This is a genomic window from Microcoleus sp. LEGE 07076, assembly GCF_015207455.1.
GTDB lineage: Bacteria > Cyanobacteriota > Cyanobacteriia > Cyanobacteriales > Microcoleaceae > Microcoleus.
The window spans coordinates 1-15,871 of sequence record NZ_JADEWV010000019.1 but is presented as its reverse complement, the minus strand read 5'-3'; the positions used below and the strand labels follow the sequence as shown (position 1 = coordinate 15,871).

Annotated in this window: 12 protein-coding genes and 1 tRNA gene; 9 read left to right on the top strand and 4 right to left on the bottom strand. The window is 45.5% G+C overall.

What is annotated here, in order from left to right; genetic code table 11:
• Nucleotides 1–124: 124 nt before the first annotated feature.
• From IQ270_RS05055 to IQ270_RS05045, 3 genes are all read left to right on the top strand, one after another.
• Complete coding sequence (locus IQ270_RS05055; RefSeq protein ID WP_193972156.1) at nt 125–1,765, top strand: AAA family ATPase; 1,641 nt, start codon at nt 125–127, stop codon at nt 1,763–1,765.
• A gap of 240 nt (nt 1,766–2,005) precedes the next feature.
• Nucleotides 2,006–3,109: a site-2 protease family protein gene (locus IQ270_RS05050; RefSeq protein WP_193972155.1), complete on the top strand. Its 1,104-nt coding sequence runs from the start codon at nt 2,006–2,008 to the stop codon at nt 3,107–3,109.
• Between the two features lie 466 nt (nt 3,110–3,575).
• Nucleotides 3,576–4,790, top strand: coding sequence for a hypothetical protein (locus IQ270_RS05045; protein ID WP_228056091.1), 1,215 nt, complete (start codon nt 3,576–3,578; stop codon nt 4,788–4,790).
• Between the two features lie 476 nt (nt 4,791–5,266).
• On the opposite strand, the gene IQ270_RS05040 is transcribed toward IQ270_RS05045, so the two are convergent.
• From IQ270_RS05040 to IQ270_RS05030, 3 genes are all read right to left on the bottom strand, one after another.
• Nucleotides 5,267–8,932 (bottom strand): PAS domain S-box protein, encoded by a 3,666-nt coding sequence (locus tag IQ270_RS05040; protein WP_193972153.1) that lies wholly within the window; start codon nt 8,930–8,932, stop codon nt 5,267–5,269.
• A 535-nt stretch (nt 8,933–9,467) separates the two neighbouring features.
• Nucleotides 9,468–9,734 carry a hypothetical protein gene (locus tag IQ270_RS05035; protein WP_193972152.1) on the bottom strand — a complete coding sequence of 89 codons (267 nt, stop codon included), beginning with the start codon at nt 9,732–9,734 and terminating at the stop codon, nt 9,468–9,470.
• 108 nt (nt 9,735–9,842) lie between these two features.
• On the bottom strand, nt 9,843–10,229 hold the full coding sequence (locus tag IQ270_RS05030; protein ID WP_193972151.1) for an AbrB family transcriptional regulator: 387 nt from the start codon (nt 10,227–10,229) through the stop codon (nt 9,843–9,845).
• A 265-nt stretch (nt 10,230–10,494) separates the two neighbouring features.
• Here IQ270_RS05030 and IQ270_RS05025 point away from each other — a divergent pair, with 265 nt between their 5' ends.
• The 4 genes from IQ270_RS05025 (at nt 10,495) to pyrR (ending at nt 13,278) form a co-directional block, all read left to right on the top strand.
• Nucleotides 10,495–10,938, top strand: a complete 444-nt coding sequence (locus tag IQ270_RS05025; protein ID WP_193972150.1) for an Rrf2 family transcriptional regulator — start codon at nt 10,495–10,497, stop codon at nt 10,936–10,938.
• Between the two features lie 174 nt (nt 10,939–11,112).
• Nucleotides 11,113–11,379, top strand: coding sequence for a GFA family protein (locus IQ270_RS05020; RefSeq protein WP_339384319.1), 267 nt, complete (start codon nt 11,113–11,115; stop codon nt 11,377–11,379).
• A gap of 105 nt (nt 11,380–11,484) precedes the next feature.
• Nucleotides 11,485–12,564 carry an adenosylcobinamide-phosphate synthase CbiB gene (cbiB, locus tag IQ270_RS05015; RefSeq protein ID WP_193972186.1) on the top strand — a complete coding sequence of 360 codons (1,080 nt, stop codon included), beginning with the start codon at nt 11,485–11,487 and terminating at the stop codon, nt 12,562–12,564.
• Nucleotides 12,565–12,744: 180 nt separating this feature from the next.
• Nucleotides 12,745–13,278: a bifunctional pyr operon transcriptional regulator/uracil phosphoribosyltransferase PyrR gene (gene pyrR, locus IQ270_RS05010; RefSeq protein ID WP_193972149.1), complete on the top strand. Its 534-nt coding sequence runs from the start codon at nt 12,745–12,747 to the stop codon at nt 13,276–13,278.
• Nucleotides 13,279–13,486: 208 nt separating this feature from the next.
• Here the strand turns inward: pyrR and IQ270_RS05005 are convergent.
• Nucleotides 13,487–13,559, bottom strand: a tRNA-Ile gene (locus IQ270_RS05005).
• A 188-nt stretch (nt 13,560–13,747) separates the two neighbouring features.
• Between IQ270_RS05005 and IQ270_RS05000 the strand changes: the two genes are divergently transcribed.
• Both IQ270_RS05000 and IQ270_RS04995 read left to right on the top strand, forming a co-directional pair.
• A complete protein-coding gene (locus IQ270_RS05000) occupies nt 13,748–14,419 on the top strand; it encodes a hypothetical protein (RefSeq protein WP_193972148.1) in 672 nt (223 codons plus the stop codon).
• 113 nt (nt 14,420–14,532) lie between these two features.
• The coding region (locus IQ270_RS04995) for a hemolysin family protein (RefSeq protein WP_228056093.1) at nt 14,533–15,871 on the top strand (1,339 nt) is incomplete at its 3' end.

The following is a 15,871-nucleotide window of genomic DNA, read 5'->3' as shown; positions in this document are numbered from 1 at the left end:
TCCTTGATACGGACTAAAGTCCGTACTACAAACCTTTAGTTCGTTTATTTGTTTAAAAACTAAAGTCCTTACTACCAACAAAATATTTAACTTAGTTAAATTGATATCTAAAATCTTAAATAATATGACTGAAAAACACCCCCAAGTCCGAGAAAAAGATGGCACAAATGCCACTAAAAATAACCCTTTCGATGCCCTAATCAAGCGACTGGATTTGATGATTCGCGCCCGCTACTCGCTGCTGTACATTGTCGGCGCTGAGGAGGAACCCGTCGAAGTTGTAATTGCCCAAGTAGCGCTGCAAGTAACTCCCGCGCGCCGAGTGTTGTTCTGGGATATCGTGCGCGGCTGGGAAGACAACGGTTCTGCAAAAGGTTCGGTAATGGCGGCGCTCGATCGCATCGGCAAAACTGCTGTCGAAGAATATACCATATTTGTCCTGCGGGATTTGCACCCAATTTTGAGAGCTCCGTACACCGAAAAAAATGCTCCGGTAGTGCGGGAATTACGCAATTTAACGCGGGAATTGAAGCGCAGCAAAAAAACAATAATTCTTACTTCTCACTCCCTAGAATTGCCCGAAGAATTGAAAGAAGAAGTAACAGTAATTGATTTTCCATTGCCCAATGTCCAAGAAATCGACAGTTTAATTTCCCATATTGTGGAAAAGCCTGAACAGTTGCAAATTAGCGGTTTAGCAAAGGAACAATTAGTTAAAGCTTGTCAAGGTTTGAGCCGCGCTCGAATTAGGCGGGTTTTAGCTAAAGCTTTGGCAGCCAAACAGCTAATTAACGACTCAGATATTGAGGGAGTTTTGGAAGAAAAACAGCAAGCAATTCGCAAAACCGGGATTTTGGAGTTTTTCAACTCGCGAGAATCCCTAAAAAGTGTGGGCGGATTGGAGAATTTGAAGCAGTGGGTAAAGATACGGCAAGATGCTTTTACTGACGAAGCGCGCCGCTACGGTATACCCAATCCTAAAGGCGTTTTGTTAGTAGGAATTCAAGGTACTGGCAAATCTTTGTCTGCGAAAACAATCGCCTCGGAATGGCGTTTGCCGCTGCTGCGTTTGGATACTGGGAGATTGTTCGGGGGCGTGGTCGGGGAAAGCGAAAGTCGCGTCAGACAAATGATACAATTGGCAGAGGCGATCGCACCTTGCGTTTTGTGGATCGATGAAATAGATAAAGCCTTCGGCAACATTATCAGCGGCGGCGACGGCGATTCGGGAACTTCGCGCCGCGTATTCGGCAGTTTGATTACTTGGATGCAGGAAAAAACCAGCCCGGTGTTTATCGTAGCAACTGCAAATAACGTGCGAATTTTGCCGGCAGAGTTGTTGAGAAAAGGCAGATTTGATGAGATTTTCTTTCTAAATTTGCCGTCGGAATCGGAACGACAAGATATTTTTAAGGTGCATTTGCAGCGTTTGCGCCCGACTAGATTGCGCGACTTTGATTTGGATGTTTTGGCGAAATGCGCTAAGGATTTTAGCGGTGCGGAAATTGAGCAAGTTGTGATTGATGGATTGTACCGGGCTTTTGGCACTTTTGTAAACGGACAGCGCCGGGATTTGACGACGGATGATATTTTGAGGTCGATCGAGGATACAGTACCATTAGCTGCGATCGCCCGATCGCAAATTGAAGATTTGAAGCGGTGGGCGGCCGAAGCCGGCGCGAGAACAGCTTCTAACGATACTCGATTGATTGATGAATTGAAGCGCTACAGCCGGCCGCTGGGAGGAGATGCGATCGACAATTAACTTAATTTGCGTTTGCAGCATCAGAATCCAAGTTCTTTATAAATGCGGACGCTCAGTCGTCACTACGAACCTGAGCCCTTACCTCATCAATCATTCCCAATCTCAAATCTCAAATCGTAAAACCGAACCTGCCCAGACGGATAACACCCTAATTCAAACATTAACATCTTAGTTACATTTCGTTACCATAGGAACACGGAGAAAAAAAACTCTCGCCCATAATATAAGAGGTAGCCAATTATGAACGGTACATTTCGCGTCGGCAACCTGTTTGGAATTCCCTTCTTTGTCAACGCATCTTGGTTTCTAGTTCTGGGTTTAGTAACTTGGCAGTACGGTGGCCAATTAGCCTTTCTGTTTCCCGCATTAGGCCCCGTAGCGCCCTGGATGCTGGGATTGTTCACAGCTCTGCTGTTATTTGCTTCCGTCTTAGCCCACGAATTAGGACACAGTTGGGTAGCCATCAAACAGGGAATTGGCGTGAAATCAATTTCGCTATTTCTGTTTGGCGGACTGGCTAATTTAGAAAGAGAATCCAAAACCCCAGCCGAAGCATTTTGGGTCGCCATTGCAGGCCCGTTAGTCAGCTTATTTTTGTCCGGTTCGTTAACTGCGATCGGCATCGGTGCAGGCCTCACAGGCCCGGCAGCCGCCATCGTCGGACTTTTAGCTTCCATCAATTTAGTTCTGGCTTTATTTAACTTAATTCCCGGTTTGCCCCTCGACGGCGGCAACATCCTCAAAGCCATTGTCTGGAAGATTACCGGCAACCCTTACAAAGGCATAATTTTTGCTAGTCGCGTCGGTCAAATCGTTGGTTGGATTGCCATTGCTACAGGCATATTCGGTAATATTTGGAATCTAGTCATTGGTTGGTTCTTGCTGCAAAATGCAGGTCAATCCGCACAATACGGTACTGTTCAAAACGAACTAGCAGGGCTGACAGCCGCAGATGCTGTTACCGCCGAAAGCCCGATCGTCCCAGAAAACTTGTCGCTCAGAGAATTTGCCAACAACTACGTGATCGGTAATGCTCAAAACTGGCGCCGGTATTTGGTAACAGATGATGCCGGACAACTCGTAGGGGCGATCGAGATTGACGAGCTTAAAACCATTCCTACCGGAAGCTGGCCCCAAGTTTTGGTGAAAGAACTCCTCAAGCCGATCGAATTTTCCACAACCGTCAAACCAGAATTATCCCTCCTCGAAGTCGTCACCCTCCTGGAACAACTTAAAGTACAAGAACTCCCCGTCATTCGCGAAAACGGTGTCCTCGTCGGACTTGTAGAAAAAGCTGAAATTGCCCGCCTGCTACAAAGACGAGCTCAAGCCAACCCTGTTTGATACCCTCAGATACTTGACAAATAACACCACTTTTCCCAAATAATCCAACTCTCAGGAAGATCCAAACTCTCGTACTCATCACTCATACCCAATTCTGCCATCGACAAAAATCTTCAATTCCAAGACATCGAAAATGGTATAATAAATAACCCTCTCGATTCCCCTTACCAAAAGGGCGATCGGGGGGGTTAACTGTAGGCTCACACAACTCAAGTAAAAAATTAAATTATTAGCAGCAAATCAACGATGATAATTATAATAGTCTTTTAATCAACTGAGCGAGGACGTTATGCCATCTCAGGAGTTTTTATCTCAATCCGACACACAAGAGTCAAAAGTTCTCCCTGCTCTCACAAACAATATATTTCCGGATGAGTGTGAGCCTCAACCAAAAGCTCAATTAAAAAAATCAGAGCTAACCGTTTCCGCAGCTCAAGATATAATTTACAAATTTTTTATAAATCAGATGGACTACTCAGCATCAGAAGTAGTTTTTCAAGAATTTAAAAAAATATTTATCGAACAAACTGCTCCAGTCAACCCCAAAGTAATTCAAGCCCTCCACACAATCATTGAATTAGACAGTCAACAACAATTCAACAACTTATTTAAACGCTGCTGCTACATCTTAATAAATAACTGGACAAGTCAGAGAAAATACCAACTTGCTCGCGACTTAATTCAAATTATTAGCGAGATAACCCTCACCGAACTCCACCCGGACAATTGTCTCAAAATACTGAGAGTGTGGGTGGCAAACTTTATCAAAACCCAACACTACGAAGACCTTAAATTATCTGTATTAAAGTACGACGACTACCATCCAGTAGAAAAGAAATGGACTTTTCGCTATCAGCCTTATTTACTAGCCACTCAATATCTAGATCCTAAAAACACCATCGAAGAACGCCAAAATGCCAAACTATTGTCGCAGCAGCTAAAAGAAAAGTACAAATTCGATTTAGCCATGTATACATCGCGCTCTCAGTCTGGCACAGCCCAATTAAAAGATTTTTATAATCCCACACTTTTAGGAGATGAAGCTCTGCGTTTAATCAAAATAATTTTGGTCAAGCGAGGCTCATTAAACTATCGCAACTTAGCCAATATTTTTCTCGATCAGATTCAAAATATTACCTACAAGCGGTTTAAGGAATCTCTGATTAAGTATTTATTTTATTACGATCAAACTTTCTATGTTACAGAGATTGACCGCGAACAGTTAATTAATATTTTACAAAATTTTCATCCCGAAAATGATGAAGAAACTTTGACCAGTAGCCTGCATCTGAGAACTTGCAATTATCTAATCAAATCCTTGACTGTGGAACCTTCCGGGGAACCTACAGCCTTATTTCTACTGTGCGCCGCTCAACTAAATCCTTTAACATTAGCAATTTTGATGCTCAAAATTATTTTGATTTCTGCCTATTCCCGAACCTATTTAGAACTTTGTTTGGCTCGATTAATTGAATACTATCAGGATAAATCGGCTGATGAATGTCAGTGGCTCGTGAATTTTTTAGAAGTTTGTCAGATTGCTCTAACTATTTATGAAAAAAATGTTCAATACAATCTAGTGAATATGTCACAAAAGCATCAAGAAGAACAGTCATTTGTTGACCTTAATGACTGTCGAGTCTTTTCGCAACACAAACAAATTCAACCAGAGAAAGATTAGTTAGTTGTTAGTTGTTAGTTGTTAGTTGTGAGTTGTTATAGCAATCCTAAATGATTATACTCGTTACTCGTTACCAGGAAGAGCCTGGTAACGCAGATAGGCGAGGCTCTGCCTCCATTTTCGCAGGCGAGGCAGAGCCTCGCTGACATCGGTTCCCAGGTAGAGCCTGGGAACCAGTTATTGAAAATCATTTAGGATTGCTATAGTTGTTAGTTGTTAGTTGTTAGTTGTTAGTTGTTAGTTGTTAGTTGTTAGTTGTTATACTAAATCAGGGTAACATACCCCCTTTATCATGCGGCGGTTGAAACCGCGTCTACACAAACGATGTCGGCCCCAAGGCCAACAGGTTCATAAAGGGAATCCAAACCAGGATTTGGTATTAGTTGTTATTAGCTAATGCCAACTACCAACTGCCAACTGCCAACTGCCAACTAGCAACTGCCCAAGTCATCATTCATTGGCTGTGGCTGACGCACCTACAGCTCAATTTCTGTAATTAAATCAAGTATTTTTTGATAATCAAAATTATCTAAATGATTCATCAAAACTCCGGCAAAAACTTCATTCTCGCTTCGGATTTCCTCAATAGTTGTAGCAATTAAGTCGAAGTCTGCGTCGCGCAGTGCTTGTTTGAGATTGCTCGTCCATTCAGGAGAAACTTTCGGCTTCGACTCAAGCGTAAATATTTCACCACTGTCGAATACTTCTTGTTTGACGGTAGTTGAACTTTCAGAAAAATCTGTGGCTTCAACTGGAGCGACTGCTGTCACAGCTTGAATGTCAAACTTAAATACTGTACCTCGTCCCACTTCGCTCTCGGCGGTAATTTCGCCGCCCATTAATTTTATGAACTCGCGGCTGATATTTAATCCTAAGCCCGTACCTTTTTGAACTTTTTTTCCCGATGAACTTTGCACGAATAATTCAAATATACTATCTAATTCTTCTGGGTAAATGCCAACTCCTGTATCGGCAATTTCAAAGTTGATCAAAACTTTTTGGGAATTTTCCTGTAAATTTAAATTTTCTCCTTCTACAGGCTTGGTGTTTCCTTCTTGGTTCGCTCTGACGGTGACTGCTACCGATCCTGTATCGGTAAATTTAAGTGCATTTTCTAATAGATGAATTAGCACTTGTCGCAACTTGACATCATCAGTTTGCAGGTATTGAGGGACATCGGAGGAATAGTCAATGATTAATTTGATTTTTTTATTTTTTGCGGGAATTTGGAACATATTTTGCACGTCGCCCAGCAAGCGGTACAAGTCAAAGTATCTGGGGTGGAGTTTCATGCGTCCACCTTCAATTTTAGATAAGTCTAAGATTCGATCGATCAGTTGAAGCAGGTGTTCTCCGCTGCGGCGAATAATTTTGATATTTTCTTTTTCCGGCAAACTTAAATTAGCGCTGGGTTCGATTAATTGAGCGAAGCCGAGAATGGCGTTGAGGGGGGTTCGCAATTCGTGGGTCATGTTGGCGAGAAAAATGCTTTTAGTTTTGTTGGCAGCTTCTGCGGCTTCTGCGGCTTGTTTTAGTTCTTGTTCTGCTTGTTTGCGATCGCTAATATCAAGTATTACGCCGTGCCAGACAATATCTCCATTTTCGCGCAATTCCGGTCGAGAATGACCTTGCAGCCATTTGAGCTTTCCCGATGCTGTGACAATCCGCCACTCGTGGACAAATGGTTCGAGATTTGCGGCACTGTTGACAATCGCCTCGAAGTGGCTGGGACGATCGTCCGGGTGCATTTGTTCGTAGAGTAAAGCAGAGTTGTTCTGGATTTCCTCCGGCTCTAATTCTTGAATTTCTCGGCACATCGGACTGATATATTCCATCTTGACAGAGCCGTCAGGATGCTGTACGAATATGTAAAGTTCTCCGGGAACAGTGATTGCTAGTTTCTGAAACAGAGCTTCGCTTTTTTGCAAGGCTATTTGTGCTTGTTTGCGATCGCCAATATCAATCCCAAATCCAAAAAGAAAGTCAAAATTGCCATTTTCATCCAAAACAGGCGTACCGTGCCACTCGACTAACAAAGTACGCGAGGCGTAGCTATCCCGTAGGGAATCGCCCTTGGTGAGAATCCGGTGCTCGTTAACCGTTTGTTCCGGGCCTGTGACGCGCTCAAAAATCGAATGCAATCCGGCTCGATCGCTCTCGGGTACAAATGTAGCTAAGTAATCTTTGCCCGCAACTTCTGCTGCAGTATAACCGACAGCTTGCAGCATACAATCATTGGCAAGCAGGATTTTACCCTCCGAGTCGATCGCCACAAAAAAAATCGGAGAATTTTCGATAATTTTTAAGTTAAAATCCCGCTCTTTGCGAATAATTTTTTCAGCTTGCTGGCGCTCCTCAATTTCGAGTTCCAAACGGGCATTGATTTGAGCTAGCTCGATCGTCCGCGAGGTTACTTCCGTTTCCAGGGTACGGTTGTAGTCTGCCAATATTTGCTCTCCTTGTTTGCGCGCCGTGATATCTTGAAACACAATAAGTACGTAAATCACATTCCCCTCAGCATCAAATATTGGCTGCGAGCGCACTTGCAAGGAAATAACTTTCCCATCCCGACGCACATCCATATCTTCTAGGAACATTTCTTGGCCCATCACGGCGCGTTCAAAGGGCGAATCTTCGATCGGGTACAGCTTATCTGTTCCCGCTACATAAAGTTGATAAGTTTCTGAAAGTTCTTCAGGGGTTGTATTTTCCACCGCCCCTTTACCAGTAATTTCTCCTCCCATCGAATTCATAAAAATCGCGCTACCAGCCGGAGTCAGGGCTATCACCCCAACCGGCAAGCTTTCTACCAGCTTGATAAATTTTTCCTCGCTGGCGGCCAAAGCTTGAAAGGAATTTTTCAGTTTCACTACCATCTCGTTAAAAGATTGGGCTAATTCCCCTACTTCATCAGCGCGACTCACCGCCACAGTGCGATCGAATTGTCCTTTAGCGATATCTTTGGCAGCTTCGTTGAGGTGCAGCAGCGGCTGCGTCACCCATCTAGCCACCAGCACTCCGGCAATTGTCGATACTAGCAGCGCCAGCGCGCAAATTAAAATGGTAGTGCGGGTATTTTTGTTAATTTTCCCCATGAAATCGGATTTGGGAACTGCCAGCACGATCAGCAAGTTCAAACCGTAACTACCGGAAAACGGCAGCACTTCCACAAAATATTCCTGCCCGTCTCGGCCCAATTTCAGTTGCTGCCGCTGCTTAATGTTGCCCCATCCCCCGAAGCGATCGTACAAATACTTGGCTGCGGTGCGAATCACAGGAGTTTGGCTGTCTAAAACATTCAGCCGCTCAAATTCCTGCTTTCGGGCGATCTTTCTGAAGGATGATTCTTGACTCGAACTTACAACCAGCAAGCCCGATCGTTCGATCGCGAAAATTTCTCCAGTGTTGCTAACCTTGAGGCGAGCGAGATATTGCTGAAGTTCCCAGAGCGAAAAGTTTACTGCACAAACTCCCAGCAATTTACCATTTCGAGCGCGAATCGGTTGGCTGACAGCAATAAAAACTGTCTCCGGACTAAACCCCCGATAAATGCTCGTCCAAATCGGTTTGTTAGCTGCGACAGCTTCTTTGTACCAGGGGCGCAGGCGGGCATCGTAGGTTCCCGGTTCTGTGTTTAATTTGGCGGTGCGAGCGCCTGTGCCGTCTGTAGCGTAGAAAATATTCTGATAGTTAGTAGACTTGTTAGCCGCGACAATTTGCAAGCTGTTGTCCTTCGGGTTGCGCCAAATGCCGAGAAATTCTCCTGATTCAGAACCCAGAGAAATCCGCTGAATGCTTTTAAACGATCGCATTTGTTCCCAGAGAAACTTCTCTCCCCGAGGCTGGGGCTGTCCTAACTGTAAGTTTAATTGAGCGCGGTCGATCGCTTCAGCATTAAGTTTATTTATCCACTGCGTATTTTCCACAACAGCAGTCAGTTGTTCTTCAACTCTGTTCCCCGTCTGGGCGATCGATTTCTGGGCGATTTCTTCGACTGCTGTTTCGGCGCTGCGAAACGAAAAATATCCCACAATCCCGACTGCTGCGACGATTTGCAGTACAAAACAGGCAACTAGAACGTGGCGCAGGGGTATTTTTGTTGGCTGTTGGGAAGTTTTGCTCGCGAATCGGGGCAACGGCATAGGCTGGTGACTAATTGCTCTCTAATACTTTAACTGTTCGAGCCCCTAATTTCTACTTACGGGCGATCGGAGCTGTTTGCTTGCCGTCAAAACAAGTCCCACACAAGCAAAATCAGGAGCGATCGCAGGACTTATACAATTTTAGATTAAAGATTTTAGAAATAGAAGAATTGGGAATGAATTATGCTGCATGGATTTGGAACAGGCCCCAAGCACTTAAATTCTTATTTTCATGGGATTACGCACTGTTAGCTGACCATTCCTCCGCCTTTTTCTGGCTTTGTTCGCTTTCCTAGCTCAACCCAACCTACTTCTTCCGTCAAACCTGTTCCCGACATCCGTTACATCTGAGATATTGCAAGCTGCGAGTTAAATCCGTTAAATGCATTATCAAATCCCCTGCTGAGCATCCATCCGTTACATCTCTTACATCCGCTACACAATCCGTTCAGGAATGAGAATTAAATAACTTGCAATCTTTACTGTTCTTGTGGGATGGGTTCTCCCGCCCATCCCACAAACTCGTCTAAATTATTTAATTCACGATCCTAAGCTGTCGGACAAATAAACATTGTATGTTCAGGGCGATGCTCAGAGGAACCGCCCACTCATTCGGGGAATTGTTTTTTGACCGATAATTTATATGCCGCCACAGCTTACCGAACTTGTCTTCAACAGTAGTTACGAGGAAAATCCCCCGCTTCTCCAAACAGATATAGCGAGGGGCGAGAATAGGTATTCTCAGAAAATATAAAGTAGTGGCAGTGGCTTTTGTCGAGCCATTGCCATCTATAGAAGCCATACTGTTTTAGGCACACAGAAAGATTTCAGAGCTAACTCTCGGCTTGCACTCAATGCTTGAAATCAAACCCACCAGTTCCAGCAAAAAGTCAAAGCAAATCGTCCAGGCTTAGGATACTTCTTCGCGATCGATTTGGCGCAGGTGAATGTGCTTGCGTCCCAGAGAGATTTCAAATTCATCTCCTGGCTGGAGTTCCATTTGTTTGGTATAGGCAGCTCCAATCAGTAAGTTGCCGTTAGATTGAACGCTAATCCGATAGCTGGCAGAGCGTCCGCCGCGTCCGTTGCCATTTTGCTTCCCGTCTAACTGAATGCCTTCTGCATCAATCAGCGCATTCAGGAATTTCATCATGTTAACCCGTTCTACGCCGTTCTTAGTAACGGTATAGTAGCCACAGGCTCTAGCCTTTTCTTCCTTGGTAAGGTTCTCTAGGTCTTTGACCTTTTGGATCAGGTCTTCGCCTTCGAGGGGTTCGATATTTTTCTTTTTCGCCATCTACTGAGTCCTGAAATATTCAACTGGTGTACGGAATTTTTCTCGGTTGGTTTTGGGTTAGACCAAGAAACTTTAGCTTTATAGCCGGTCGTAAAACCATATTACACCTATCGGCTCAATTGTTAACCACTATTGTCTAAATATTTTTAACAAGGTGCAGTCTTTCTTGAGGAGTAGCAGCAGTCGGTGCGAACAATCTCTAAACTCAGTAGCATCAGCTATCAGCTATCAGTTAGCTAAATATTTGCCCCAATATTAAAATCCCATGAAGTTAACTACACGCGGACACTACAGTGTCAAAGCATTACTGGATCTAAGTTTGCAACCTCAGTTCGGGCCGACATCGGTGAAATCGATCGCGAACCGACAGGAGTTACCGGCTCCGTATCTCGAAAAATTGCTGATTGAAATGCGACGAGCCGGTTTAGTCCAATCAGTTCGGGGCTCCCAAGGAGGATATCAATTGGCCCGCGAGCCGGCTCAAATCTCTTTAGGACAAATCTTAGAGGCGGTAGGCGAAACTATTGAACCTTTACCTCGACATTCTCCCGACGCTTCCCAAGCAGAGGACTGGGTTACATTCAGTTTGTGGAACCGATTGCACAAAAAACTTGCCGAAGCGCTGTACACTATTTCCCTCGAAGACTTATACTATGATGTCCGCAGTTGGCAAGCGGCTCTGGGGGAAGAAACTAGCTTTATCATTTAGATGGTAAGTTGATTTATTTGATCGCTCTTCTAGCAAATATGGACGAAACACTTGTTACCTACTCGGGCACCACAGGCTGCGGTGCTGTAGGCTTCCGAGCCGGCGCCAACAAACACCAAGCATCTGATTGCAACTGCTCTATCTGTAAAAAGAAAGGATTTTTGGCAGCTAATTGTGCGCCCGGAACCTTTTACGTTGCTGTGCGGCGAAGATGTTTTGACAACCTATACGTTTAATACAGGCACCGCTCAACATACTTTCTGCCGGATTTGCGGGATTCACTCGTTCTATCGTCCGCTCGCGCATCCCGATCGATTCGATGTCAACATCGGCTGTCTTGACTCTGATGCGGTTTCGCACTTTCGGAGCCTACGCTTTGACGGTGTTAATTGGGAGCAGAACGTACACTTGCCGGACAATGAAAATAATCTCAGCATTTAAAATCACACTTCAAAAATCCAACTCCGCTCTGGGTAACAGCGGTTAAAACCAGCTCGACCGATCGACGAACCGACGGACGGACTATCAAATTTGACACAATATATAATGATGTCGGCTCAATTTACTGTTTTGATTTTAGCTGCGGTATTGGATTATTCGATCGGCGATCCTTGGGGTTGGCCGCATCCGGTGCAGGCGATGGGTTGGGCGATCGACCGCTATACTCGGCTCGTGTTTAATATATCGAATCATCCCGCAGGTAAAATGTCTCCCGCTGGCGATCGTCCCGCTGTGGTCGGGCGCAAACTGCTGCTGCGATGTGCTGGTACAATACTAGCGATCGGGCTGATTCTAGGCAGTTATACTGTCAGTTGGTCGATCGTCCTTGCTGCTAGTTGGGTGCACCCACTTTTAAGTATTGCCCTGCAGACCATTTTGCTCGCAAGCTGTTTTGCCGGTCGCAGTTTGAGGGCGGCTGCGGAGGATGTGCTAGCACCTTTAACTGTTGGAGATTTAGTCAAGGCGCGGGAACGGTTGAGTCTTTACGTCGGCCGGGATACCGAAAACTTATCCGAGCCAGAAATTCTGCGAGCTCTGTTAGAAACAGTAACAGAGAATGCAGTCGATGGCGTGATTGCCCCGCTATTTTATGCCTTAGTTGGGTTCGCTCTGCCGCATCTATTATTAAGTTTTACCAATGTGCCGATCGCTCCTGACTCGATAGCAGCAAGCGCGATCGTTTCCTTGGCGATCGCTTACAAAGCAGCCAGCACATTAGATTCTACCGTCGGCTACAAAGAAGAGCCATACACTGATTTAGGATGGTTTAGCGCCAAACTAGAAGACGTGCTGACATGGATTCCTTGCCGGCTAACAGTGATTACTTTAGCCCTGATATCTGGCAAACCAATGTACATTTGGCAGATTTGTCAGAGAGATGCTGTGAAAGATGCCAGTCCCAATTCCGGTTGGAGCGAGTGCGCCTACGCGGCTATCTTGGGAGTACAACTAGGAGGTACAAATTCCTATCGGGGAGTTATCAAACACAAACCGCTCTTAGGCGAGCCGATTCACCCGATCGCCCCGGAACAGATTTGTCAAGCTTTGCAATTAACTCGGTATTGCTTTGTGATTTGGTTGGGACTATCATTAGTTTTTTATAGTTCATGGTGTTTTGTCCGCTAACTGCTGGCCTCACCTGCGGACAGAGACATACCTGCGACAGGATTCTGGGATAGCAAAAAAAGTTTTGACGTGAGTAGTTCAAACCCCCAGACTCATCTGTCAAGTCAATCTAAAATCTCAAATCTCAAATCTAAAATTGTTCGATCGGCCAACAGCCAACAATTAACTCGCAGCAAAACAATGACTAAAATTATCAAAATTTTATCGCCGGATGAAGTGAGGCGCACTCTCACCCGCGTTGCTTCCCAGATTGTCGAAAAATCTCGGGAACCCTCGGAGTTAGTGTTGTTGGGGATTTATACTAGAGGAGTGCCATTAGCTCAAATGTTGGCAGCTCAAATTGAAGTCCTCGAACAAGTCAAAGTATCCGTGGGCGCTTTGGATATTACGTTTTACCGAGATGACTTGGATCGAGTGGCGATGCGGACACCGGCTAAAACAGAAATTCCGTTCGATTTGACGGGCAAAACCGTTGTGCTGGTAGATGACGTTATATATAAAGGCAGAACGATTCGAGCCGCTTTGAATGCGGTAAACGATTACGGGCGGCCGGAGAAAATTTGGTTGGCGGTATTAGTCGATCGAGGCCACAGAGAAGTACCGATTCAGCCGGATTTTACGGGTAAAAAGTTGCCGACAGCAAAGGAAGAACAAGTTAAGGTTTACGTTCAAGAATATGACGGGCGCTACGGAGTGGAATTGATTAAGGGTTGATACGGTTGTCGTTGGCGACGGCACCATAATTTTTTGAGTCAGGGTGGCTAACCGTCCCCAAGATCGATCGCGCGTCTGGTTGGCGAGTGCACCCTCACCTCAGAAACCCGGTTTCTCGCAACCGATCCGTCCAAAACTAAGATCTTCCCACCAACCGAGTCTTGAACCTCGGCGGAGCGTTGTGATTGATTAAAAATCGGATTAAAAATCGGCAGTGCAGGAGTTGAACCTGCCTGGGGCGAATTATGAGTTCGCTGCCTAAACCGCTCGGCCAACTGCCGTAAAATTGCATTGTTTGATGCAACTAAAAACTAATTATAACATAATTTCCCAGTTCGTGCTAGAACTAGAGAACAAAAATCAAAATCTTGAGATTTGTTGAGTCCCCGATCGCCCCGAACGCCTCTGCGCTGTAAGATCGATCGACCGGACAAAGCATTTTCTACGACTCGGCATAAAATTATAGGCAATGGCAGTGAATTCAACAGTAGTGCTGACTCTAATTCTGCTGGTTCTAATGTTTGGAGCAGGTGTGACGAGTTCTGTTTTGGGATTTACTACAGGTAGAGAAGCCTTGAAAGGAACGACTCAACCCGATGTTCGCCCCAACAACTATGCAGGCACCGGCAAGCAAGGAACTGTGGCTAGCAAAGACCAAGTGAGCATTTTGAAAGAAACAGACATTCTGAAAACCGTCAAAGCGCGGGTAGAAGGTCGCGAGCCAGAAAAAACAACCGATCGAGCAAACACTAAACCAGCCACAGCCAAAAAACCTGCAGCACAAAAGGCCAGCGCCAAGTTTCCCCTAAACAGTCGCGACGGGGGAGTAACATTGGAAGTGAGCGCGGCCAGTCAGCGCGGCAACTCGATGCTGCTAGACGTGAGCATGAAAAACGAAGGCTCCCAAGCTGTGAGGTTTCTCTACAGTTTCTTGAACGTCACCGACGACCGCAGCCGCGCCCTTTCGGCGACTGCTGAGGATTTGCCGGCGGAACTGCCCGCCAACGGGCAGGTGTATTACGGTACGGTGAGTATTCCCACAGCTTTGCTGGAAAATGCTAAAGAAGTTTCCCTGACGCTGACAGATTATCCAGGTCAAAAATTGCAGTTGCAAATAGCTGGCATTCCAGTAGCGAAGTAAGACAAAAGGAGCAAACGCTCCAGGGATTCTGAAGTTCGATCGAGAAAGTTGTTCTAGGAAGAACTGTGTCACTTTTAGGGGCGAGAGTGCAGGAGATAGCTGATTTACCCGCGATGACTTGGGCAGAGATGGTGTCGCGGTTGCTCTCAGTGCTGCTGCTGATTGCGATAAATGCTTTTTTTGTGGCGGCTGAGTTTTCGATGGTGACGGTACGCCGATCGCGCATCAATCAGTTAGTGGAAGCTGGCGACATTGCAGCTCTAACTGTTCAATCTTTGCAGAAAAGTATCGAGCGATTGCTCTCAACAATGCAGTTGGGAATCACTCTTTCTAGTTTAGCTCTCGGCTGGATTGGAGAAGATACGATCGCCGTGCTAGTCAAATTTGCGATCGCCACTTTGCCGCTGCCAATTTATATCAAATCGGCGCTGGCCCATTCTTTGGGAATATCAATAGTAACTTTTTTCCTGCTAGCTTACCTGCAAATCGTACTCGGCGAACTCTTTCCCAAATCTGTAGCCTTACTTTATTCCGAACAGCTAGCCAGAAGTTTCGGGCCTCCGACTTTATTGATATCCCGTTTGTTCAATCCGTTTGTGTCGTTTCTAAATCAATCTACTCGATCTCTCTTGCGGCTTGCGGGTATCGAATACGACGCAACCCATCGGCCGGTTACTCCCGAAGAACTGCAATTAATTATAGCTACTTCCACCGAATCCAGCGGCTTGCAAGCAGAAGAGCGAGAATTGCTCAACAACGTGTTTCAATTTGGCGAAGTTTGGGTAGAAGAAGTAATGGTGCCGAGGCCCAGCATTGTCGCACTTCCCAAGACGGCCACCTTTCAAACTTTGCTCGACGAAATGGCAATTTCCAACCATTCCCGCTATCCCGTGACGGGAGATTCTTTAGACGAAATTATCGGCATTATTGGCTTCAAACAACTTGCAAAACCTCTAGCTGAAGGTTTGCTATCTCCCGACACAGAAATTGTAACTTGGATGAGTGCAGTGAGGTTTGTGCCGGAGATGATGCTGCTGGGAGAATTGCTGCCTTTGATGCAGCGTTCGTCGGAAGAAATTGCGATCGTCGTCGATGAATTTGGCGGCATTTCCGGGTTAGTGACGCTGAGGGATTTGATAGCGGAAATTATCGGCCGCACTTACGAGTCGGGCGACAGCAAAGAAATTGCTTTGCAAGTATTGGACGATCGCACTTTTTTAGTACAAGCGCAGCTAAATGTAGATGATGTCAATCAAATATTGAATTTGGATTTGCCAGTAACTGACGAATACCAAACTATTGGAGGTTTTTTGAGCTATCAGTTGCAAAGAATGCCGGCTGTTGGGGAAGTTTGGTGCGGCGAAAATGTGGAACTCACGGTTGTTTCTGCGTGCGGGCCGCGGTTGGATCAACTTCAAATTCAGTTGTTGGAAGGGGCGGCGGGCGATCGAG

Bases quoted from the DNA above. Each gene is read 5' to 3' on its own strand.
- IQ270_RS05055 (WP_193972156.1), top strand. From the start codon at position 125: ATGACTGAAAAACACCCCCAAGTCCGAGAAAAAGATGGCACAAATGCC.
- IQ270_RS05050 (WP_193972155.1), top strand. From the start codon at position 2,006: ATGAACGGTACATTTCGCGTCGGCAACCTGTTTGGAATTCCCTTCTTT.
- IQ270_RS05045 (WP_228056091.1), top strand. From the start codon at position 3,576: ATGGACTACTCAGCATCAGAAGTAGTTTTTCAAGAATTTAAAAAAATA.
- IQ270_RS05040 (WP_193972153.1), bottom strand. From the start codon at position 8,932: ATGCCGTTGCCCCGATTCGCGAGCAAAACTTCCCAACAGCCAACAAAA.
- IQ270_RS05035 (WP_193972152.1), bottom strand. From the start codon at position 9,734: ATGGCTTCTATAGATGGCAATGGCTCGACAAAAGCCACTGCCACTACT.
- IQ270_RS05030 (WP_193972151.1), bottom strand. From the start codon at position 10,229: ATGGCGAAAAAGAAAAATATCGAACCCCTCGAAGGCGAAGACCTGATC.
- IQ270_RS05025 (WP_193972150.1), top strand. From the start codon at position 10,495: ATGAAGTTAACTACACGCGGACACTACAGTGTCAAAGCATTACTGGAT.
- cbiB (WP_193972186.1), top strand. From the start codon at position 11,485: ATGATGTCGGCTCAATTTACTGTTTTGATTTTAGCTGCGGTATTGGAT.
- pyrR (WP_193972149.1), top strand. From the start codon at position 12,745: ATGACTAAAATTATCAAAATTTTATCGCCGGATGAAGTGAGGCGCACT.
- IQ270_RS05000 (WP_193972148.1), top strand. From the start codon at position 13,748: ATGGCAGTGAATTCAACAGTAGTGCTGACTCTAATTCTGCTGGTTCTA.